This window comes from Nonomuraea sp. LPB2021202275-12-8 (assembly GCF_037044575.1).
Taxonomy (GTDB): Bacteria; Actinomycetota; Actinomycetes; order Streptosporangiales; family Streptosporangiaceae; genus Nonomuraea.
In genome coordinates this window covers 1-20,396 of sequence record NZ_JBAHWD010000021.1, presented here as the reverse complement: position 1 = coordinate 20,396, position 20,396 = coordinate 1, and the positions used below count along the sequence as shown (strand labels likewise).

General features: G+C 68.3%; 18 protein-coding genes. 7 read left to right on the top strand and 11 right to left on the bottom strand.

Annotated elements, in window-relative coordinates; all coding sequences use genetic code 11:
• Positions 1 to 8 precede the first annotated feature (8 nt).
• Positions 9 to 1,226, top strand: a complete 1,218-nt coding sequence (gene chrA / locus V5E28_RS31135) for a chromate efflux transporter (protein ID WP_336212202.1) — start codon at positions 9 to 11, stop codon at positions 1,224 to 1,226.
• Between the two features lie 59 nt (positions 1,227 to 1,285).
• Here chrA and V5E28_RS31130 read toward each other — a convergent pair whose 3' ends face one another.
• Both V5E28_RS31130 and V5E28_RS31125 read right to left on the bottom strand, forming a co-directional pair.
• Positions 1,286 to 1,948 carry a response regulator transcription factor gene (locus tag V5E28_RS31130; protein WP_336212201.1) on the bottom strand — a complete coding sequence of 221 codons (663 nt, stop codon included), beginning with the start codon at positions 1,946 to 1,948 and terminating at the stop codon, positions 1,286 to 1,288.
• A complete protein-coding gene (locus V5E28_RS31125) occupies positions 1,945 to 3,072 on the bottom strand; it encodes a sensor histidine kinase (RefSeq protein ID WP_336212199.1) in 1,128 nt (375 codons plus the stop codon). Before V5E28_RS31125 ends, V5E28_RS31130 begins: the two co-directional genes overlap by 4 nt.
• Before the next feature lie 433 nt (positions 3,073 to 3,505).
• Between V5E28_RS31125 and V5E28_RS31120 the strand changes: the two genes are divergently transcribed.
• Positions 3,506 to 4,354, top strand: coding sequence for a carotenoid biosynthesis protein (locus V5E28_RS31120; protein ID WP_336212197.1), 849 nt, complete (start codon positions 3,506 to 3,508; stop codon positions 4,352 to 4,354).
• 42 nt (positions 4,355 to 4,396) lie between these two features.
• On the opposite strand, the gene V5E28_RS31115 is transcribed toward V5E28_RS31120, so the two are convergent.
• Both V5E28_RS31115 and V5E28_RS31110 read right to left on the bottom strand, forming a co-directional pair.
• Positions 4,397 to 5,656 carry a hypothetical protein gene (locus V5E28_RS31115; RefSeq protein WP_336212195.1) on the bottom strand — a complete coding sequence of 420 codons (1,260 nt, stop codon included), beginning with the start codon at positions 5,654 to 5,656 and terminating at the stop codon, positions 4,397 to 4,399.
• A 168-nt stretch (positions 5,657 to 5,824) separates the two neighbouring features.
• Positions 5,825 to 6,475 carry a TetR family transcriptional regulator gene (locus tag V5E28_RS31110; protein ID WP_336212194.1) on the bottom strand — a complete coding sequence of 217 codons (651 nt, stop codon included), beginning with the start codon at positions 6,473 to 6,475 and terminating at the stop codon, positions 5,825 to 5,827.
• An 84-nt stretch (positions 6,476 to 6,559) separates the two neighbouring features.
• Here V5E28_RS31110 and V5E28_RS31105 point away from each other — a divergent pair, with 84 nt between their 5' ends.
• Entirely contained in the window at positions 6,560 to 7,489 is a 930-nt protein-coding gene (locus V5E28_RS31105; RefSeq protein WP_336212193.1) for a zinc-binding dehydrogenase, read from the top strand.
• Positions 7,490 to 7,598: 109 nt separating this feature from the next.
• Here the strand turns inward: V5E28_RS31105 and V5E28_RS31100 are convergent, their stop codons facing one another.
• The 4 genes from V5E28_RS31100 to V5E28_RS31085 all read right to left on the bottom strand — a co-directional run bounded on the left by V5E28_RS31100 (position 7,599) and on the right by V5E28_RS31085 (position 10,876).
• Positions 7,599 to 8,735, bottom strand: a complete 1,137-nt coding sequence (locus tag V5E28_RS31100) for a serine hydrolase domain-containing protein (protein ID WP_336212192.1) — start codon at positions 8,733 to 8,735, stop codon at positions 7,599 to 7,601.
• A gap of 141 nt (positions 8,736 to 8,876) precedes the next feature.
• On the bottom strand, positions 8,877 to 9,278 hold the full coding sequence (locus V5E28_RS31095) for a hypothetical protein (RefSeq protein WP_336212190.1): 402 nt from the start codon (positions 9,276 to 9,278) through the stop codon (positions 8,877 to 8,879).
• Positions 9,279 to 9,402: 124 nt separating this feature from the next.
• Positions 9,403 to 9,789, bottom strand: coding sequence for a VOC family protein (locus tag V5E28_RS31090; RefSeq protein WP_336212189.1), 387 nt, complete (start codon positions 9,787 to 9,789; stop codon positions 9,403 to 9,405).
• A 199-nt stretch (positions 9,790 to 9,988) separates the two neighbouring features.
• The gene (locus V5E28_RS31085; protein WP_336212187.1) at positions 9,989 to 10,876 is read right to left on the bottom strand and encodes a LysR family transcriptional regulator; all 888 of its coding nucleotides are present in this window, start codon (positions 10,874 to 10,876) and stop codon (positions 9,989 to 9,991) included.
• 438 nt (positions 10,877 to 11,314) lie between these two features.
• Here V5E28_RS31085 and V5E28_RS31080 point away from each other — a divergent pair, with 438 nt between their 5' ends.
• The gene (locus V5E28_RS31080) at positions 11,315 to 12,721 is read left to right on the top strand and encodes an FAD-dependent oxidoreductase (RefSeq protein ID WP_336212185.1); all 1,407 of its coding nucleotides are present in this window, start codon (positions 11,315 to 11,317) and stop codon (positions 12,719 to 12,721) included.
• 195 nt (positions 12,722 to 12,916) lie between these two features.
• Here the strand turns inward: V5E28_RS31080 and V5E28_RS31075 are convergent, their stop codons facing one another.
• Both V5E28_RS31075 and V5E28_RS31070 read right to left on the bottom strand, forming a co-directional pair.
• Positions 12,917 to 14,146, bottom strand: coding sequence for a GNAT family N-acetyltransferase (locus V5E28_RS31075; RefSeq protein WP_336212183.1), 1,230 nt, complete (start codon positions 14,144 to 14,146; stop codon positions 12,917 to 12,919).
• Between the two features lie 10 nt (positions 14,147 to 14,156).
• A complete protein-coding gene (locus V5E28_RS31070) occupies positions 14,157 to 14,492 on the bottom strand; it encodes an ArsR/SmtB family transcription factor (protein WP_336212182.1) in 336 nt (111 codons plus the stop codon).
• A 245-nt stretch (positions 14,493 to 14,737) separates the two neighbouring features.
• On the opposite strand from V5E28_RS31070, the gene V5E28_RS31065 reads away from it, so the two are divergent.
• Positions 14,738 to 15,121: a GNAT family N-acetyltransferase gene (locus tag V5E28_RS31065; RefSeq protein ID WP_336212181.1), complete on the top strand. Its 384-nt coding sequence runs from the start codon at positions 14,738 to 14,740 to the stop codon at positions 15,119 to 15,121.
• A gap of 170 nt (positions 15,122 to 15,291) precedes the next feature.
• Here V5E28_RS31065 and V5E28_RS31060 read toward each other — a convergent pair whose 3' ends face one another.
• Positions 15,292 to 18,168 (bottom strand): serine/threonine-protein kinase, encoded by a 2,877-nt coding sequence (locus V5E28_RS31060; protein ID WP_336212179.1) that lies wholly within the window; start codon positions 18,166 to 18,168, stop codon positions 15,292 to 15,294.
• 540 nt (positions 18,169 to 18,708) lie between these two features.
• On the opposite strand from V5E28_RS31060, the gene V5E28_RS31055 reads away from it, so the two are divergent.
• Positions 18,709 to 19,194: a hypothetical protein gene (locus V5E28_RS31055; protein ID WP_336212178.1), complete on the top strand. Its 486-nt coding sequence runs from the start codon at positions 18,709 to 18,711 to the stop codon at positions 19,192 to 19,194.
• Between the two features lie 807 nt (positions 19,195 to 20,001).
• Positions 20,002 to 20,238: a DUF1049 domain-containing protein gene (locus tag V5E28_RS31050; RefSeq protein ID WP_336212177.1), complete on the top strand. Its 237-nt coding sequence runs from the start codon at positions 20,002 to 20,004 to the stop codon at positions 20,236 to 20,238.
• Positions 20,239 to 20,396 lie beyond the last annotated feature (158 nt).

Here is a 20,396-nt window from a genome sequence, read left to right as displayed (position 1 = left end):
GGGCGACAGTGTCAGACGAGCATCTCGCCGGCGATCAGGCTGGAGATCCCGACAACGATCGGTCGGGCAGGACGGGAACGTCCTGGCGTGCGTCACGGGAGGTGGCGCTGCTGTTCCTCAAGCTCGGCACCATCGCCTTCGGCGGCCCGGCCGCGCACACCGCGATGATGCGCGACGAACTGGTACGCCGCCGAGGCTGGGTCAGCGACGAGCGTTTCGTCGACCTGATGGGCGCGACCAACCTCATTCCCGGCCCCAACTCCACCGAGCTGGCCATCCACCTGGGCCATGACCGCGCCGGCCGGCGCGGCCTGATGGTCGCCGGCGTCTGCTTCATCCTCCCTGCAGCACTGATCGTCACCGCGCTGGCCTGGGCCTACGTCAGCTACGGGACGACGCCCGCCGTCGCGGGCATCCTGTACGGGATCGTCCCGGCGGTGATCGCGATCATCGCGCACGCGCTCGTCAGTCTGCTTCGCACGGTGATCAAGAACGTGTGGCTCGCCGTGCTGGCCGTCGCCGCCCTCGCCGCCTACCTGCTCGGCATCAACGAGCTGCTCGTGCTGGCCGTGGGCGCGCTGCTGGCGATGGGAGCCCATCTGGTGCGGCAGCGTCGCCCGGGCGGCGCACCTGGTCTGGTGGCGCTGCCGCTGTTCGGCCTGGGTGGGCCTGCTCTGCCGGTCTTCCCCGATCCAACCGGCGGTCAGCTGGCGCAGCTGTTCCTCACCATGCTGAAGATCGGGTCCGTGCTGTACGGCAGCGGCTATGTGCTGCTGGCCTTCCTGCGCGGCGACTTCGTCGACCGGCTCGGCTGGATCACCAACCAGCAGCTCATCGACGCCGTGTCCATCGGCCAGGTCACCCCGGGCCCGGTGTTCACCACGGCCACCTTCATCGGCTACCTCGTCGCCGGCCCTCTCGGGGCGTTCCTGGCCACCGTCGCCATCTTCCTGCCGTCCTTCGTCTTCGTCGGACTGCTCACCAAGCTCACCGACCGTCTCCGCTCCAGCGCGTGGACCTCCGCTCTGCTGGACGGCCTCAACGTCGCCGCGCTGGCTCTCATGGCCGGGGTGTCTTTCCAGCTCGGGCAGAGCGCCGTCATCGATCCCCTCACCGCCGCGATCGCGCTGGTCACCCTGTCGCTGCTGTGGAAGACCAAGCTCAACAACGCCTGGTACATCGCCGGCGGCGCCGCCATCGGCCTGGCCCACACCCTTCTGACCTGACGCCGGAGGCCGCCGTCCGGCTCCTACGCGATACAGGGTGCTTTCGTGCGTGGGGTGTGTCAGGAACTGCGCGGGGTCACCAGGCCGGATTCGTAGGCGAGGATCACGAGCTGGGCGCGGTCGCGGGCGTGGAGCTTGGCCATGGCCCGGTTGACATGGGTTTTCGCGGTCAGTGAGCTGATCACCATGCGGTCCGCGATCTGGTCGTTGGACAGGCCCTGCGCGACCAGGGCTACGGCCTCGCGTTCGCGGTTGGTCAGCTCTTTCAGTGCCGTGCCGGCGCCGGTGTTGAGCGGCTGGGTGACGTACCGGTTGATCAGCTTGCGGGTGATCGACGGGGCGAGCAGCGCGTCGCCGCGCGCGGCGACGCGTACGGCGTGCAGGAAGTCGTCCGGCACGATGTCCTTGACGAGGAACCCGGCCGCGCCGGCGCGCAGCGCGTCGAAGACGTACTCGTCAAAGCCGTAGTTGGTGAGGATGACGACGTGCACCCCGGCGAGGGCCGGGTCCGCGGCGATGCGCCGGGTCGTCTCGATGCCGTCGACGACCGGCATCTGGATGTCGATGAGCGCGACGTCGGGCAGGTGTTCCCTGGCCAGAGCCAGGCCCTCATTCCCGTCGCCGGCCTCGGCCACCACCTCGATGTCGTCTTCGAGGTCGAGGAGCGCGCGGAATCCGCTGCGAAGGAGCGGCTGGTCGTCGACCAGCAGGACACGGATCATGGCGTTCGGTCCACGGGAAGTTCGGCTTGGACGGTGAAGCCGCCCTCGTCGCGCGGTGCCGCCCGCAGGCGACCGCCGAGGGCGGTGACTCGTTCGCGCATCCCCAGCAGCCCGACGCCGGGCACCGGGGCGGTGTCCGGGGTGGCCTCACCGTCGTCATCGATGCGTATCGCGAGGGCGTCGGGACCGTAGTCGATCCGGACCGACGCCGTCGCGGCGGCGGCGTGACGGGCGATGTTGGTGAGGGACTCCTGAACGATCCGGTAGACGGTCCGGCTCACCGCGGCCGGCACTTCATGCCGTTGTCCCTCGATCGTCAGCGTCGCGTCCAGGCCGGTCGTCCGAGCCCGTTCCACCAGTTCCGCGACGTGGTCAAGCCCACGCGGCGGGGTCGTGTCGTCGTCGCGCAGCGCCTCCAGCGTCGCGCGCAGCTCCCGGGTCGCCTCACGTCCGGCCTCCTGGATCGCGAGCAGGGCCGACGGCACCTGTTCACCACGTTTGCGGGCCACGTGGACGGCGACTTCGGCCTGCACCTTGATGATCGAGATCTGGTGGGTGAGCGAATCGTGCAGCTCCCGCGCGATGTGCAGCCGTTCCTCGTCGGCGCGGCGCCGCGCGGTCTCCTCCCGGGTGCGCTCGGCTTCCTCCGCCCGCCGCTCGGCCTGCCGCAGGGCTTCACCCGCGGCGCCGGCCGCGATCAGCCAGGCCAGCTCGAGGGCGCCTCGGGCCTGCGCGAACGCCTCGCCGGTGTCGTGCAGGCCCGAGGCCAGGGCCGCGAGGGGGAGAACGGCCAGCAAGGTCACACTCGCCGCCACCGTGATGGTCCGGTGTCCCGCCCGCACAGCGGCGTACACCGCGAACAGGTACGCGACGGCAGGCACGTCGAAACCGGCCGCCTGGTAACCCGCCGCGCACAGCCCCGTCACGGCCAGGACGGCGACCGGAGCCCGGCGGCGCGCGGCCAGCACCAGGCCGCCAGCCGTCAGCAGCGCATAGCCGAGCAGGTCGAGATATGTGGCGGAAAGCCGCTCGGACAGCCCGGTGACCAGCAGCGCCGCGGCCACGCCGATGGCGATCACCCAGTCCATGACACCGGCCGGGACACCGGACCGTCCTGTGCTCATGCGCGCACCCTAACCGGATGTCTGCGCGGCCGGCTCCTGCGCATGGATGATCGGCCGGCTACCGCACACGCGGTACCTTCCCGGCTCCTACGGCGTCCGCGGTAGCCGGCTGCGGCATCGGCGGCAGCGCGGATTGCCCGCGTCCGATGGACGACCGGCTGTGGGTCCGGCGGACATCATCAGGCGACGTCCAGTCGTAAGAGGAGAAGGAGCACCTCATGTCAGTCCGATTCGTGCTTGCCGTAGCCGCAGCCGCCCTGATCGCAGGTTTCGCGCTTGCCGCACCGGCGGCCGCGCACGCCTCGATCCAGCCGGATCCCGCCGCGTCGGCTGACCTCGTTGTCCCGATGCGGCAATTCACGACCTGCGCTCGCAGTCAGACATGAACACGGAGGCAATCATGGTCGCCCATCGCCGATCAGCGTCAGCCATCTTGTGGATCGCCACCAGCCTCGTTCTGATCCTGCTGCTGACGAGAAATCTCCTTTCCGCCGGCATCGGCGGCTCTGTAGTCCTGTTCGCCCAGACGGTGTGCGTAACGGTGTTCACGCTGCTGCACGGCTCCCGCCGGTACGGCTGGCGGGCGATTCTCGTGTATTACGCGGTCACGCTGCTGGTCAGCAACATCCTGGAGAACCTCAGCATCCTCACCGGCTTCCCGTTCGGGAACTACCACTACACCACGGGCCCCAAGCTCTTCCTTGTCCCGCTGGCGATCGGGCCCTTCTACGCGGCCATCGGTTACCTGGCGTGGACGATCGCCACGCTGCTGGTCGGAGAGGTCCGCCGTGGTTCCGGCCGGCTGACCGCCATCGGGACACCCGTGGTCGCGTCGTTCGCCATGGTCGCCTGGGATCTGGCGATGGATCCCACGCGTGCCACCATTCAGAAGTTCTGGATCTGGGAGAACAGCGGTGGATTCTTCGGCGTGCCCCTGGTCAACTTCCTCGGGTGGTCGTTGACGACCTACTTGTTCCTGCAGGTCTTCGCGCTGTACCTGCGCCGCTGCGGTCCAGAGCCGGCGGCACCGCCCGCGCCCACCATCGCCTCCCACGTGCAGCCCCTGTTGCTGTACGCCGCGATCGCGGGGACGTTCGTCATCGACTTCCTCACCGGCGAGCGCACCACCGTGACCGACGCCCTGGGACAGACGTGGCGAACCGGTGACATCTATGAGACGTCGGTGCTGACCACGATCTACGGCATGATCTTCATCACCGTTCTCGCCGCGCTCAGCCTCGCTCGGCGAAGCGCCGTCGCCCCAGCCGGCTCCGCGACCTGAGGCGATGAGGCACCTCCACCGTGCGCTTGCGGTGAGGGTTCTTCAGTTTCCGGGGCGTCCATGCACGGCGTACATCTCCTCCAGCTTCTCCCGGGCCACCTCGTCGAGAGCCCGGCGCCGCTCCGGGTCCTCCTCCCAGGTGGCCTCCGCGCACAGGACGCGGGCCGCCTCGTGGGGCTCGGCGTCCCGCACGACGTACCAGGCCAGTCCGCCGCCGCTGCGCTCGAAGTTGCGGCGGAGGGTCGTCACGATGCCGGAGACGAAGACCTGCCTGGTCACCGGGTTCTTCGCGAGAATGCGCCGGTCAACCGTCAGACCTCCGTCCAGCGGTTCGCCGCCGAGGTAGTCGTCCTCCCACCGCCACAGGCGGAGGCTGATGCCGGGCGGCACGTGTTCCGCGCCGCGGCCCTCGACGGGTATGGAGAACGGCCGCGATCCGGCCCGGCTCAGCTCTTTCGCGATGCGCTCGCCGTCGGCCCGTTCGCGTAGCCATTCACCCCGCACGGGCTGCTCCTCGTCGAGAATGCGCCGTGGCACCGCCGCCCGCCCCATCTGCTCGGCGTAGTAGCGGTCGATCAGCGCATCGCGGAACACCCCCGGGCGGGACTGCGAGGCGCAGGACTCGGGGGTGAGCTCCGCGCCGTCCTCGATGTCGACCCCGCGTGCCCGCAGCCATGCGTGGACGGTGATGTTCTTCTTGCTCAGCCGCCTCTGCAAGCTGAGCAGCCAGCTCTCGAAGGTGTCGCCGTCCGGGTCGATCCGGGTCGACACCCAGTCCTCGACGGCGGAGACCGGCACCGGAACCTCACGAGCCGCCGGCAGCGGCGTGAGCTGCTCGCGCGTGAGCCCGATCGGGTGCCCCAGGACGTCGCGAACGATGTACTGGAACGGCACCGCGTGCTTGAGCGGGTCGAAGGCGTCGCGGATCGGCCACAGGCGCAGCAGCCACGCCTCCGCGCAGTGGTTCGCGTCCTCGTCGTCGAATTCGAGCACCCGGAAGTACATGGCCACGCCGTACTCGAAAAGAGGCGGGCCGATCAGGAAGTCGTGGCCCCGGCTCTCCATCATCGTCTGGATGTGGACGACACCGCTCGTGGCCACGAAAGACGCCGTCTGGACCGGCGTCCACGACGTGTCCGCCGGCGCGGGCTCTCCGTCCCAGGCTTCTAGGCGAACGGCCGCCGTGAAGTGGTAGTTCTCGGGATCGGGGGTCTGCCACGGGTCGAGATCCGTGTCCGCCAGCCCGAACCTCCCGTACTCGACGTAGACCTCGTCGTCGATCTTCCGGAGCAGTTGTGCCATCTCACGCCTCCGATAGGTTCCTGGATCTTGACCGCTGGCGCGGAGTATGTCCTACGGAACCGACAAACCGGGACACTTCGCGACCGAGACACCAGGCTGAACGAGCAGGATCCAGCCCCGCAGCTGCGCCACCACCACGTGAACGAGGGGGGCCGGCCCACCCGCTCGTCAGGCGACGCTGAAGGCGAGCGCACCGGGGAGGGCCGCGAAGACCGACCGCAGCTCGGCCGCGAGGCCCGCGTGGGTAAGCGCGCCGGGTCTGGCCGTCCAGGCCCGCAGCGCGGCATGGAACGACGCGACCACCAGGTCCAGCGCCAGCCTCGGCCGCGGGTCAGCAGGATCCAGGCCCAGCCTGCGCTGCAAGGTCGCCTCGATGGCCGCGCTGGTGCCGTCGCAGTACTGAAGCCCGTACGCGGCGATCGACGGCGTGCGCTCGGCCAGTTCCCGGCTCCGCCGTACGCGGGTCACCCAGGCTCCGCCGTCGTCCATGCGCGCGAGCGCCACGAGCAACGCCTCCTGCAGCACCTCCAGGACGGGCACGCGGCCGAATGGCAGATGCTCGACGTCGTCCCGCAGGCCGTTCCACAGCGCCTCCAGCGGAGCGGAGGCGACCTGCTCCTTGCTGGCGAAATTCCGGAAGAAGGTGCGCTTGGAGACCTCGACGGCTTCGCACAACTCGTCGAGGGTCACCCCGTCGAAGCCGCGCTCGGTGAAGAGCGCGAGGGCCGTATCGACCAGCGCGGCCCTGGTTTTGAGCTTCTTGCGCTCCCGCAGCGAGAGCGCTCCCGGCGCGGAGGTGGAGGAGATGTCAGCAGTCATCGACGCCAGTGTAACCGGAACGCAGATGCCTTTAATAGGCTTATGCTCCTGAGTGGCACTTTGACTCTGAAGAGAGGATCGCGCATGCGCGCCCTGATCGTTGATCGTTCCGTCCCCGGTGGCCTGCGGGTCGGAGAAGTGCCCGAGCCCGCCCCCGCCGCCAACCAGGCGCTGGTACGGGTCACGGCCACCTCGCTCAACTACGGCGAGGTCAAGCACGGCATCGAGACAGCCGCGGACGGGGCCGTGCTCGGCTGGGACGCCGCCGGAGTCGTCATCCAGGCGGCGGCGGACGGGTCCGGGCCGGCCGTGGGCACTCCTGTCGTGACCCTCGAGGAGAGCGGCGGCTGGGCCGAGGTCCGCGCCGTGCGTACCGACTGGATCGGCGTCGCGCCCGAGCGCGCGGAGCCGGGCGCGATCAGCACCATCCCGGTCGCGGCCGGCACCGCGCTGCGCACGCTCCACCGGATCGGGCCCATCCTGGGGCGCAGGATCCTCGTGACCGGCGCCACCGGAGGCGTCGGCCGCTACGCCGTCCAGCTCGCCCGGCTCGGCGGCGCACATGTGATCGCCTCTACCGGCGACCCCGCCAAGCACGGCGAGGCGTTGCGCGCTCTGGGCGCCCATGAGGTGGTGACCGGTCCTGCGCAGGCCGGCGGCGGGCTCGACGGCGTGCTCGACATGGTGGGCGGCCCGCACCTCGTGGAGGCATTCGATCAGCTCGGCGAGGGCGGCACGCTGGTGGCCGTCGGGCACTCCACGGGTGATGGCGAGAGCTTCCCGTTCGGCGCCCTGTTCAGCGGACCAGGACGTGACGATCGCTCGATCGTCACGTTCATGCTGCTGTTCTGCGACGGGCTGGACCGGGACCTGGCCTGGCTGGCCCGGCAGGTCGCGGACGGCGTGCTGAGCCCTGAGATCACTTGGCGCGGCGGCTGGAACGACGTGTCCGAGGCGGTGAGCGCCCTCGTCGAACGCCGTCTGCACGGCAAGGCGGTGCTCGACCTCGCCTGACGGCCCCGCCATCAGGCGAGGCCCGTACTCGGGTCGAGCGCGCGATGACCGTCACCACCGCGGCCTCCGACACCACACCGCCGGAGCCCGCGGGCTCGGTCCGCCCTGTCTAATGAGCCGGTTCGGCCGCGTCGGCCCCGCCGCAGAACACCTCCTTGACGAGCCTCTGCGTCGCCTTCTGGAACACCTCACCCATGGACAGTGCGGCGTCGTCCACGTAGTTCACCGCGGCGGTCAGGGTCTTGCTGCCGTCGGGCGTGCTGTACATCAGCCCCGCGTGGCCCCCGTGGCCGCCGTTGTGGGTGATGACGGTGCCGCCGCAGTCGGTGTCCTGCACGAACACCCCCAGGCCGTAGCCGACCTTCGGCTCCGGCGTGCACATCTCGGCCAGCAGCCGGGCCGGCAGCAGCTTGCCGCCCACCAGCGCGGAGATGAACGTGTGCAGGTCCTGGGTGGTCGAGATCATGTCGCCGCCGCTGGAGATCCAGGAGGGGTTCTGGCGGGTGACGTCGGCCTTCTTCTGCTGGCCGTCCTCCTCGTAGCGGTAGTAGGCGTGGGCGTGCGGCTCGGGGATCTCCGTCTGGGTGGTCGGCGCCACGGTGCCCGACAGCCCGAGCGGCCCCAGGATCAGCCGCTGCATCTCCTCGGCGTAGGTGCGGCCGGTGACCTTCTCGATCAGCAGCCTGGCCAGCACGTAGTTGGTGTTGGAATAGCTCCAGTCCGTCCCCGGCTCGAACCGCGCCGGCTTGGACAACGCCAGCTCCACCAGTTCCTGCGGCCGGTAGGCGTGGAAGCGGTTGTCCACCCACTCCTGGCCCGACCAGGCGATCCCCGGCGCGAACGTCCCGTCCTCGTACAACTCGCCGGTGAAGTTGAACACCCCGCTGGTGTGCTGCAGCAGCATCCGCACCGTGATCCGCCGGTCCAGCCCGAACTCGGGCAGGTAGTCGTCCGCCGGGGTGTCCAGCTCGATCTTGCCCTCGGCCACCAGTTGCAGTACCACGGTCGCGGTGAAGGTCTTGGTGACGCTACCGATCCGGACGTGCCCGTTCGTCGGCGGCTTGGCGCTCCCGCCCAGCTCGGCCACCCCGGCGCTGCCGACCCACTCGCCCCGCTCATCGTGTACGCGCAGCGACACCCCGACGAAACCGGACTCGACGATCTCCTCGATCGCCTTCTGCAACTCCGGGCGATCCTGCCCGCTCTGCGGGGTGAGCTCGTCCTGGTCGGTAAAGGTGGTGGACATGGTGGTGTGCTCCTTCATATCTGTCACGAAATTCAATGTGAACGGACCGCTGGTGGAATGGGGTCCTGGGGGCACGCCGCCGTGTCACGAGCTCCGGAGAGGACTCCGTGACAAGCGGTGGCTGCGCAGGTCGGCATGTCATCAAGCGGCGTCGAGGGCTCCGGTGATCTTGCGGATCATCTCGGCCATGGTGGGGCTGGGCTCGCCCTGGTGGGTGCGGGCGGCCGCTTCGATGGCGACGATGACGGTGCGGCGGAAGTTGTCAGCCTCTGGCGGAGCCTGCTTCTTGAGCAGGCTCACGGCCGCCGTCAGGGCAGGCAGCACCTGGTCGGCGAGTTCGGCTACGGACTTGCCGTTCAGGCCCTTGGGCGCCTTGGTGAGCACGTGCCCGACCAGACCGGTCGCGGAGGTCAGGGCGATGGAGCCTTCGGTTGCGGCCTTGTGGGGCGAGCCTGCGGCACCAGCGGCGGACATCAGCGAGACGGCGCCCCACGCGGCGGTCCGGAGGGTGAGCGCGTCCTGGTCGGCAAGGGTGATGGACATGGTTGTGCTCCTTCGAATCGGTTACGAAATTCAAGTGAACGGACGGATGGCGGAATCCGGTCCTGGTGGTGCCCGGAGTTGTCGATCATCAGCACCAGCGTGCGCAGGCATGGCACACCCAAGATCAGCCAATGCCGGGATGGCCCCCGGGCGCGATCCATTCGGTCAGCTCGACGACGATGCCGTTGGGGTCGGTGAGACGCATCAGCCACTCACCCCACGGGTTGCGCCGCAACTGCCTGGTGATGGGCGCGCCCTCGGCGCTCAGGCGGGCGTATTCCTTGGCCAGATCGGTGACCGCGAACGCCACCACCGGCTGCGCGATCCGCTCTCGCGGCCGTTCGAGGTCGCGCTGGCGCAGCAGGATGTCGGCGGCCGCATCGTCGCGGCTCAGCCAGGTGAAATCCGGTGTGTCGAGCACCTCGCGGAAACCCAGGCAGGTGGTGAAGAAGCGGCGGGAGCCTGCCAGATCGTCGACGGCGAAGACGACCGTTGAGGCGACAATGTTCACGATTCTGCTCGTATGTGGTTGTTCACCACCGTTTCCCTCCTATGTGGTGTTTCGTCCTAGATCAAGGTTGCCAGTGCGGCCTGGCCGGGGCAACGCCGGATCTTGCAACGCTGCGTTAACCACAGACTTAACGTCAGGGAGGACACGCGACGTGGAGATCTTCCTGACGCCGGTCGGCGAGCAGCCACGGTTGACGGTCTCAGCCGGGCAGTGGTCCCAGGTCGCGGACGACACGGGCGAAGCCGCGGATCATGTCGTTCTCCGCGTCGCTGCGCCACACCACGCCGAACGGCAGCGCATCCATGTCCTTGACGGGCAGGTAGGCGATGTCGGGTCGGGGATAGTACCGGCTCACGTGGACCGGGAAGAGGGTGACGGCCTCGCCCAGGACCGTGGTCATGAAGATGTCCTCGAGGTTGTCCACGTTGGCGGTGCGGTCGATCGACCGGCCCCTGGGGGTGAGCTCCGGGACGTACCTGTCGAACCAGTAGCCGGGCACGGACTCGATGGCCACGTGCTGGAAATCGCTGACCGCCTCCAGGGAGACCGAGGACCATCTGGTGAGCGCATGGTCGCCGGCCACGGCCAGCACCCTCGGCTCGGCGAAAAGCAGCGGGCCCACGGTGAGGTCGGGCTCCTCGACGGGCAGCCAGGTGACCAGGACGTCGATCTCCCCGTTGCGCAGGTGGGCGAACGGATCCGGATAGGCCGCCATCCGCAGGCGCAGCTCCCACTGCGGGTGCCGGGCGCGGAAGGTCTCCCAGTAGCGGCGCAGCTCCTGGATGTTGGCCGGGAACAGGCTCACCCGGAGCGTGCCGGTCTTGCCGCGTGCGGCCAGTCGTGCCCGCTCCAAGGTCTGCGCCAGGCCCTCGTGCAGCTGGCGCAGATCGTCCCGCAACTGCTCGCCGAGCGGCGTGAGCCGGACGCTGTGGCTGTTCCTCGCGAAAAGCTCGGCACCGATGGCTCGTTCCTGCTTCTTGATCGCCTGGCTGACCCGGGCCACAGAGACGTGCAGCCGCTCGGCGGCCCGGCCGAAGTGCAGCTCCTCGGCCAAGGTCAGGAAGATCTCGATGTCCCGTAGCTCCACAAGCCCCGTTTCGCCTATCTGTGCCGTATATGGGGGAAGTTTGGCATATCAGGCCAAGAGACAGGCGAGTACCCGGACCTCGCTTGGGGTCGCCCCTGATCTGCGCAGACCGTCAACGGGCCGGCCGAACGGACCAACACGGATCAGCAAGGCGCTGACCGACCTGCAGCCACAGGAGATGGTCACCGATTCGACCGTTGCCTAATTTGACACTCCTCTAATCAAAGGGGCATGCTGCCGACAGCTACTTCGACCAACTTCTAAGCAGGAAGGTTCGCGGTGCGCTCTGATCCCGCCGGCTCCAGCACGTCTCGTTCAACGAGGTCACCAGCGAGGTGTGCGACGTCGCTCGCCGATCGGACGCTGTTCTTGACCGCGCCCGTGTCCACGCCACCGGCCCGATGTTCCGCCAAGACCCGAAGCCCAGGAGAAACAACCATGAGTGACAGCTGCTGCGGCACCACCGCCTCCCTTGAGATCGAGCAGATCCGGACCGCAGACGACGCCGGCGCGCTGCCCGTCGTCGTGATCGGCGCAGGTCCGATCGGTCTGGCCGCCGCCGCGCACCTGACGGAGCGCGGGCAGGATTTCCTGGTTCTGGAGGCCGGCGAACAGGTGGCCTCCTCGATCGGCCAGTGGGGTCACGTCCGGGTGTTCAGCCCGTGGAAGTACAACATCGACGCCGCCGCCCGCCGCCTGCTGACCGCCGACGGCTGGACCGAGCCCGACGCCGAGTGGCTGCCCACCGGCGCAGAGCTGATCAGTGACTACCTGGCTCCGCTCGCCAAGCTGTTCGGCGACAAGGTACGACTCGCCGCCCGCGTGAATGCGATCAGCCGCCTCGGCTACGACCGGGTCCGCACCGACGGCCGCGAAGACGTCCCGTTCCTGATCCGCCTCGACGGAGGCGAGGAGCTGCAGGCTCGCGCGATCATCGACGCCTCCGGCACCTATGCCACCCCGAACGTTCTGGGCGCCAGCGGCCTGCCGGCCTACGGCGAGGCCGAGGCAGGAGAGCTGATCGACCACGCCCTGCCCGACGTCCTCGGCGCCGACCGCGAGACCTACGAGGGCAAGCACACCCTCGTCATCGGCGCGGGCCACTCGGCCGCCACCACCCTCCTGGCCTTGGCCGAGCTGCCCGGCACCCCGATCACCTGGGCGATCCGCGCCGGCAACGCCACCCGCACCTACGGAGGCGGGGCAGCCGACGTCCTCCCCGCCCGCGGCGCACTCGGCACCCGCCTGCGCGCGCACGTCGACTCCGGCCGCATCCACCTGCTCACCGGCTTCTTCGCCCACTCCGTCACCACGGACGGCGACCAGGTGAGCGTGGTCAGCCGTGACCCGGCCGGTGCCGAGCAGTCCGTCGCGGTGGACCGCATCGTGGCCGCGACCGGCTACCGCCCCAACCACTCCATCGCCTCCGAGCTGCGCCTGGACCTGGACCCGATCCTCGGCTCCACCCGGCGACTGGCCCCCTTGATCGACCCCAACCAGCACTCCTGCGGCACCGTGCCCGCGCACGGCGTCGACGAGCTGTCCCACCCCGAACCTGGCTACTACGCCGTCGGCGTCAAGAGCTACGGCCGTGCCCCGACGTTCCTGATGGCCACCGGCTACGAGCAGGTCCGCTCCGTCGTCGCCGCCCTGGCCGGCGACTGGGACGCGGCCCGGGACGTACAACTCGAACTGCCCGAAACCGGCGTCTGCTCCTCCAGCCTCGCCGAGGCCCAGGAACAGCGCGTCGGCCTGGCCACCGGCATCAGCGGCGGCCTGCTGTCGACTTCCCTGTCCCTGGTCACCGTCGGCGCCTCCGATGGTGGCGGCAGCTGCTGCGGCTGAAAGACGGGATCGACGTGTGCAACGGATACCCCACGGGAAGGCCTCCAGGTCCTGGTCACGCCGGTGTACGTGAGCCTGGCCGGCCCACCTGTCCCGAGGTCGGATCGAGGTACCCGCATCGACGAACTCATCGGCGAGCTGATCGGTTGACTGCACTGCAGCCGTAGAGACAGAGCCGGCCACGCGCCTGGCCGCTCACGCTGGGTCGAGTTCGCTGCGTCGTTCGACCAGCAGGACGTCACGCCAGACGCCTTGGTGGCGGCCGATGCGTTCGCGGGTGCCGACAACGCGGAAGCCGAGTGCCTGGTGCAGCGACAGGCTGGTGGCGTTCTCCGGGAAGATGCCGGACTGGATCGTCCAGACGCCGCGATCCTCGGCGGCGGCGATGAACGCCGACAGCAGCGAGCGGCCGATGCCGTGCGCCTGACAGCCGGGGTGAACGTACACGCTGTGCTCCACGACACCGGCGTAGACGGGCCGGGAGGAGACCGGGGACGCGGCGACCCAGCCGACGACCTGGCCCGTCTCGGTGTCGACGGCGACGTAACGCAGGGACGCCGGCCGGTACGCGGTGAAACCCTCCCAGCTCGGCGCGACGGTTTCGAAGCTGGCCTGGCCGGTGTCCAGACCGGCCTGGTAGATGGCCAGCACCTCGGCGGCGTCGTCCTCGCGCATCGGGCGGATCTCCAGGCCGGGGCCGATCGCGGGCTTGCCGGCCCGGACGATCGCCGAGTGCACGCCGTCGCCGTGATCGGCGGTCAGCGTGATCTGGACACCGGTGAACCCGGCCGCCAGCAGCAGCTCGCGGTAGCGGTCCACCGGCAGCGCCCCGGCGGCGCAGCCGACGCGCTGCTCGGCCGCCGCCCGCCGCCCCTCGTCCAGAACGCCGTCGGTCACGACGTCGCTGACACCGAACCGACCACCCGGCCGCAACACCCGAAACGCCTCCGCCAGCACTGCGGCCTTGTCGTCCGACAGGTTGATCACGCAGTTGGAGATCACCACGTCCACCGCCTGGCCGGGCAGCGGGATCGCCTCGATGCCGCCGTGCAGGAACGTGACGTTGGCCGCCTCCGCCTGCTCGGCGTTGCGCCGGGCCAGGGCCAGCATGTCGGTGCTGGCGTCCAGCCCGTACACCTTGCCGTGCGGGCCGACGCGGCGGGCCGACAGCAGTACGTCGATCCCGCCGCCCGACCCGAGGTCCAGCACCGTCTCCCCGGCGCGAAGCTCCGCGACGGCGACCGGGTTGCCGCAGCCCAGGCTGGCCAGCAACGCCCCTTCGGGCAGCGCCGAGGTGTCGTCGTAACCGGCCCTGCCGAAACCGCCCTCGGCGAAAGCGTCCGGCTCGCAGTCGGTGACACCCTGCCCGGCCAGCGCGGCGCGGGCCAGGGCGGAGTAACGGCCGACGATCTCGTCGTGCGCCATGACGGCCTCCTCAGTCGCAGGCCGGCGCGGCCGGCACAGGGTTGCCCATCACCACGTCGGCGGCGGTGGGGAAGCAGCTCACGCAGTTGTCGTTGATCCGGTAGAGGCTGGCGGTCCCTTGCTTGTCCATCAGCACGAAGCGCACCTCGGCCAGGATCTTCAGGTGGTGCGAGACCGTGGACTGACCCACACCGGAGGCGGCCACGATCTCCCCCACGGTCATCGGCTCGCGCCGCCGGGCCAGCAGCGACACGATCTGGATCCGCGTCGCGTCCGCCAGTGCCCTGAACCAGCTCGCGTACTCCTCGGCCTCGGCGCGCGGCAGGGGTCCCTTGTCATCTTTCATCGTCCATCGACGATAAACGATGAAAGGGGGAAATGAAACCCCTCCCCTTGTGCTCGTCGACCCGGTCAGACGAAGAACCGCACGGCAGAGCCGCACCACTCCCCCGCCGGTTGCTGTCCACATCGCCATGACGGATCAGCAGCCTGCTTCGCACATCAAGCCGGCAATACCGACCGGCACGGTGACCTCTCGCTGTTCAAGCACTGAGGGCGGGGGCGGATACTGACCTGGACTACCCGGCGGTGATGGGTTCTCAGGAACGGCTTTGGTCCATCTACGGCGAGGCGTATGGCTGGCCCACGGCGGACATGACCTACGAGCACGACCTGAAGGACCTGGAGCGGCACGCGAGAGAGATCGAGGCGCACGAGTCCTTCAACTACGCGCTGTTCGACGACGCGGAGACCGCACTCCTCGGCTGCGTCTACATCGACCCGCCAGAGCGCCAGGGCGCCGACGCCGAGGTCTCCTGGTGGGTGGTGGACGACCGCGCCGGCACCGACCTGGAGCGCACGATGGACGCGCTGGTCCCGCAGTGGATCGCGGAGTCCTGGCCGTTCGAGCGCCCGCGCTTCATCGGACGCGACCTGTCCTGGGAGGAGTGGCTCGCCCTCCCCAAGCCCACGTGAACCCGCCTGGCACCCGCCCGCAGGGGTTGTGAGTTCCGGGGCGAGGAAAGCCGGGGCAGCAGTTGCCATGACCTTGCCGGCTACGCGGATCTCGTACCGGTCCTGCCACACTGGAGCACCGCCCGAGACCTTCCTGGCGAAGCCGATCTGCGGCTGCCGCAACTTGAGACTCAGCGACGTTCGATCTTCATCCGGTAGGTGCCGGTCGCATCGGCATTCCCATAAACGATCAGCTGATATCCACCCGCCTGCGACAAGGTAAGCGTCCCCTGATCGACAGGTCGATCGAAGGTCGAGTCATACATCTCGACCCCGTCGAACACAACCTTGCTGTCCGGTCCCCGAAGCGCCCACCGCAAACCCTCGGAAGCCTCCTTGACATCAAGATAAATCCGCTGATCTTTCTTGGCCGAGAACTCGTAAACGTCCCGCACACCCGGCGACTCGATATTCCCCGCACCCCCGACCGGCCGGCCATCGGAAACCTCATCACCCAACCGCAACGCAACCGCCCCGGAATCCTGCGCAGACCACACCCTCACCCGATAAGTACCGGTCGCATCACCATTACCATAAACAATCAGCTGATACTCACCCGCCTGCGACAAGACAAGCGTCCCCTGATCGACAGGTCGATCGAAGGTCGAGTCATACATCTCGACCCCATCGAACAGAACCTTGCCGTCCGGCCCCCGAAGCGCCCACCGCAAACCCTCGGAAGCCTCCACAGCATCGAAATAGACCCGCTGATCCCTCTTGGCCGAGAACTCGTAAACGTCCCGCACACCCGGCGACTCGATATTCCCCGCACCCCCGACCGGCCGGCCATCGGAAACCTCATCACCCAACCGCAACGCAACCGCCCCGGAATCCCGCGCAGACCACACCCTCACCCGATAAGCACCGGTCGCATCACCATTACCATAAACGATCAGCTGATACTCACCCGCCTGCGACAAGACAAGCGTCCCCTGATCGACAGGTCGATCGAAGGTCGAGTCATACATCTCGACCCCATCGAACACAACCTTGCCGTCCGGCCCCCGAAGCGCCCACCGCAAACCCTCGGAAGCCTCCACAGCATCGAAATAGACCCGCTGATCCCTCTTGGCCGAGAACTCGTAAACGTCCCGCACACCCGGCGACTCGATATTCCCCGCACCCCCGACCGGCCGGCCATCGGAAACCTCGTCCCCCAACCGCAACGCAACCGCCCCGGAATCCCGCGCAGACCACACCCTCACCCGATAAGCACCGGTCGCATCACCGTCACCATGAACAACCAGCTGATACTCACCCGCCTGCGACAAGACAAGCGTCCCCTGATCGACAGGCCGATCGAAGGTCGAGTCATACATCCCGACCCCATCGAAAACAGCCTTGCCGTCCGGGCCGCTCAACCTCCAATTCACATGCTCAGCGGCCTCCAACACATCGAAAAAGACTCGCTGCCCCTTACCCCCCGAGAAGATGTAGACGTCACGAGCGCCGACACTCTCGATGACACCGGCACCCGCGCCTGGTTTTCCAGGCTCGATGATGTCCCCGATCGCCACGCGAAACGGCCCCGAGGGATTCTGCGTGGGTCGGGAAGGGCTCGTTGACGGCTTGCCGTCGATTAAGCGAGCGACCGTCAGCGCGTTGACCAGGAAGAGGACCAGGAAAACCAGGGCAGCGGCCGGGCCGATGACCGCGATCGGGTGAATGCGCTGGCGGAATTCGATGTCGACGGGCCACTGCCTCCCGTTGCCGTCGGCGGCGCGCATGGTGAGCCGATGGGTGTGGGCCCGTAACGGGGGGAACCGCCGACTGGTCGCGGTCACGGTGGCATACCCCGTCTCGCCCTCCCGGAGAGAGAGCCGCGACGGCGTGACGGCGGCGGTGACGTCCGCCCCGACCATGGCTTCAAGGTCCAGGTCGACGGGGTGACCTGTGTTGTTGCGAGCCGTCACCGTGATGTGCGCCGTACGCGCCACCTCGGCTCGCGTGCCCTCGACGGACAGGGTGATCCCGGCGACGGTGTCCGTCGGCATGCTGTCGGGGTCGGAGCCGGGAGGGGTGTAATACTCGTTCAGCTGGTCGGTGACCGTCTTATGGGGGTTCTTCCTCAGCTCGGTTCCCCGGGCGCCGATGTTCTGGCCGAGGAGCCGCTGGAGCAACTGGTGGGCGGTGGGCCGCTCGGCGGGGTCCTTGGCCAGTGCCTGCTCGACCAGGGGACGCAGCGAAGGGTCCAGGCCGTCCAGAACGGGTGGGCCGGCCATGATGCGGGCCGCGACGCCAGGCAACGAGTCAGCGGCGAACGGCGTCCTGCCGGTCCCCGCGTAGGCCATCACGACGCCCCAGGCGAAGACGTCCACGGCAGGGGTCAGCACGTAGCCGTCGCCCGAGCTGAACCGTTCAGGTGCCATGTACAGCACCGTGCCGATCAACTGGCCGGGCTGCGAGGAACTCAGCACCGTGGCCGAGTCGACCTCTCGGGCGATGCCGAAGTCGATGACCTTGGGACCACCCAGCGCCAACATCACATTGCTCGGCTTGAGATCCCGATGAATCACGCCGGCGTTATGAATGGCAGTCAGCGCGGCGGCCACCCCGATCGCCAGACCGTGCAGATTCGCCGGAGTGAACGGTCCCCGGCTCCGCACCACGTCAGCAAGACTCGGGCCATCGACATATTCCACAACCAGGTAGGGCGGATCGTGATCGGGGTCGGCATCGAGCACCTCGGCCGTGCAGAACGGCGGCACCCGCCGGACACTCTCCACCTCACGGCGAAACCTCCGCCGAAACTCGGCGTTGCTCGCGAGGGACGCGTGAATCATTTTGACAGCGACCGGACGATTGTCTGACGCGTAAGCGAGATAGACGCTACCCATGCCACCTTCGCCGAGCCGCCCGAGCAATCGGTACGAGCCCACCCGCGACGGATCCCCCGGCCGCAACGGCTCCGCCCGAATCGTGCCCTCACTGGCCACGCTGACTCTCCCCTGCTGACTGCGTATGCTCGGCTTCATCGCCTGGCCACGATCAGCGTCCTCGGCAGTCACCCGGCGCTCCTGCACTGAACCAGCGCCATCGGAGGCATCTTTCCGCACATCGCCCCAATGGGGCCAGGGTTCATCTTTCAGTAGGCACTGCGCGCCGGTACCAGCGGAGAGCAAGCGCCGAGAGAAGGCGGGCACTGCGGTCCGTGGTGCCGTCCGCGAGATTGACCTCGGCGAGGGTGACGAGGGTCTGAGCGTTGAGCACTCCACCTTGGTCATCCGCACCGCCTGCGCCCCCTCCCGCCCCAGAGCGCAACGAGCGTCTCACCACAACACCGGCACTGGGACCAAAACTCGCGCGCAGAACCATCCAGGCGGCCGGCACGGTGGAGAACGGTGCCAAGCGCGCGGCGCGTACCCGCGACTCCAAGGGGATCGCCGCGGTCGTCGAACTCGTCGCTCGACATGAGCGCCTCGCCTCCATCAGGCGACCTGGACCAGGACGACAACGAACTATTCCTTTCCTGTCGCGATCGGGCGGGAGACCATCTCAAGTGGCCGACCCAGAGAGTGCAACCGGCTCCCGACGGAAGGGACCAGACCATGGCGCTGTTCAGGCGCAACCCTGAGCGGAAAGCAGCCAGGACCGCACGCGGGGCAGAGAAACAGTCGCAGCAGGAGACTCGGCAACACCAACAGGAAGCCGAATGGGCTGCCGAGCGCCTTCACCAAGATCGGCTGGCTACCGCGGCGGAGATCTCCAGCGCCACGCTGGTCTGCCACCGCGACACCTGGTCATTCATCCTCGACAGGACGGGCAGCCTAGGAGGTTTCAACAGGTACGACACGCTGCCGCCCGGCGTGAACACGGTGACCCTCTCCGGTCCCAACTTGGTGGCGATCCTGACACGCATGGAGGCGATCTCGACTGACTCGCTTGTCGACACGGACCGGGCGATCGCCACCAGGATCTACAGGGCTGTCGCCGAGATCGTCGACGGTGTCGATCCAGCGGCCAAGGACGGAGAGCCCGTTCCGGACATCGTGCTGGACGACAGGATGGGCCCCACCCCGGCCGCGGGAGAGTAAGCATCGTTGAGTGGCCAGCAGCATGGGCTTCCGCCCAGGTCCTGTTCTCTTGCTATCGCAGTTGTCGTGTCGTTCATGCCGTGAACCAGCAGCGGCGCGCGCAGGAGAAGGGCCCTGGGCGAGCGGCCGGCCCGCGGCGAGCCCTACGACTGGACTTGTGGGACGACGACAAAGCCTGACGCCGGCGGTGGCCGCCGCCATGGGAGTGTGCAATGGGGCTTTTTAATCTTTGTCGTGCCGCAGGCCGCGGCGACCGTCTGTCCCGTGATCCGTCTCACCGCTCATGACTGTCCCCGCGCCTCGACCCCGTACACGGATTTGACGCGTCGTACCCGCCGACCGAAACTGCTTGCTGCGTTCCGCCGCCCGTGCAAGGCTCCGCTGTGGGTTGAGCCCAGCGTAGGAGGCGCGAGTGGGCAGGTCCTCGATCTTGAATGTGACGTTCGACTGCTCGGACGCCGAATCCATGGCGCTTTTCTGGATGGGTCGTGATGGCCGACCTTGAGGGCAACGAGTTCTGCGTCGAGGGCGGCGAGTAGTCGGGTCGACGCCTGTCACCACGGGCGCACCATATTCGTCCGGTTGCCATCCCATGTGACACAGCTCCCGCCGGACCAGCTGGAAGAACCGGTGCGCGTCCACGCTCTCCGGCGGCAGGTCCAGCCGGTACCCGCCGGGACCGTGGCGATGACCTCAATGCTGCGACGGTGTCACCCGCCGCGCGGGACTGGGCGGCGGCGTTGTCCCACATCACCAGCGGCTTTGCGGGTATGGCTGGATTGAAGGCGCTGCACGCATCCGGGGGGCATGGTGACAGAACAGAAGCCGACGAGCCCGCTTGGGGCGCTGCCGCCGCGTGTGTGGCTGGCGCTCGTTCTTCTGGTGCTGGCGCTCGTGTTCATCTTGCAGAATCGGCAGTATGCGGCGATCCAGTTGTTCATGATCGTGGTGACCGCCCCGTTGTGGATCACGCTGGTGGTGTGTGTCGCCATCGGGATGCTGATCGGCGCGCTGATGAGCCGCAGGGGCAGGCGTGGACGATGACGCCGGATGCACAGAGCGTCTGTGTCGTAGCTTTCGCCCGGTGTGACCTGCTCGGATACTCGCCTGGCAGGCTGAGCGAACTTCAAGCGCATACTGCCCGAAACACAGCGCCGCCCGCTGGAGGACCCGGTCGAGAGTCCGGGTCTCTCCTCGGGGCC

Excerpts from the sequence above, each read along its gene's own strand:
- V5E28_RS31095 (WP_336212190.1), bottom strand. The coding sequence starts at position 9,278 with ATGTCCATCACCCTTGCCGACCAGGACGCGCTCACCCTCCGGACCGCC.
- V5E28_RS31115 (WP_336212195.1), bottom strand. The coding sequence starts at position 5,656 with ATGGCACAACTGCTCCGGAAGATCGACGACGAGGTCTACGTCGAGTAC.
- V5E28_RS31105 (WP_336212193.1), top strand. The coding sequence starts at position 6,560 with ATGCGCGCCCTGATCGTTGATCGTTCCGTCCCCGGTGGCCTGCGGGTC.
- V5E28_RS31110 (WP_336212194.1), bottom strand. The coding sequence starts at position 6,475 with ATGACTGCTGACATCTCCTCCACCTCCGCGCCGGGAGCGCTCTCGCTG.
- V5E28_RS31070 (WP_336212182.1), bottom strand. The coding sequence starts at position 14,492 with ATGAAAGATGACAAGGGACCCCTGCCGCGCGCCGAGGCCGAGGAGTAC.
- V5E28_RS31130 (WP_336212201.1), bottom strand. The coding sequence starts at position 1,948 with ATGATCCGTGTCCTGCTGGTCGACGACCAGCCGCTCCTTCGCAGCGGA.
- V5E28_RS31100 (WP_336212192.1), bottom strand. The coding sequence starts at position 8,735 with ATGTCCACCACCTTTACCGACCAGGACGAGCTCACCCCGCAGAGCGGG.
- V5E28_RS31080 (WP_336212185.1), top strand. The coding sequence starts at position 11,315 with ATGAGTGACAGCTGCTGCGGCACCACCGCCTCCCTTGAGATCGAGCAG.
- V5E28_RS31065 (WP_336212181.1), top strand. The coding sequence starts at position 14,738 with ATGGGTTCTCAGGAACGGCTTTGGTCCATCTACGGCGAGGCGTATGGC.
- V5E28_RS31075 (WP_336212183.1), bottom strand. The coding sequence starts at position 14,146 with ATGGCGCACGACGAGATCGTCGGCCGTTACTCCGCCCTGGCCCGCGCC.
- V5E28_RS31125 (WP_336212199.1), bottom strand. The coding sequence starts at position 3,072 with ATGAGCACAGGACGGTCCGGTGTCCCGGCCGGTGTCATGGACTGGGTG.
- V5E28_RS31055 (WP_336212178.1), top strand. The coding sequence starts at position 18,709 with ATGGCGCTGTTCAGGCGCAACCCTGAGCGGAAAGCAGCCAGGACCGCA.
- V5E28_RS31050 (WP_336212177.1), top strand. The coding sequence starts at position 20,002 with ATGGTGACAGAACAGAAGCCGACGAGCCCGCTTGGGGCGCTGCCGCCG.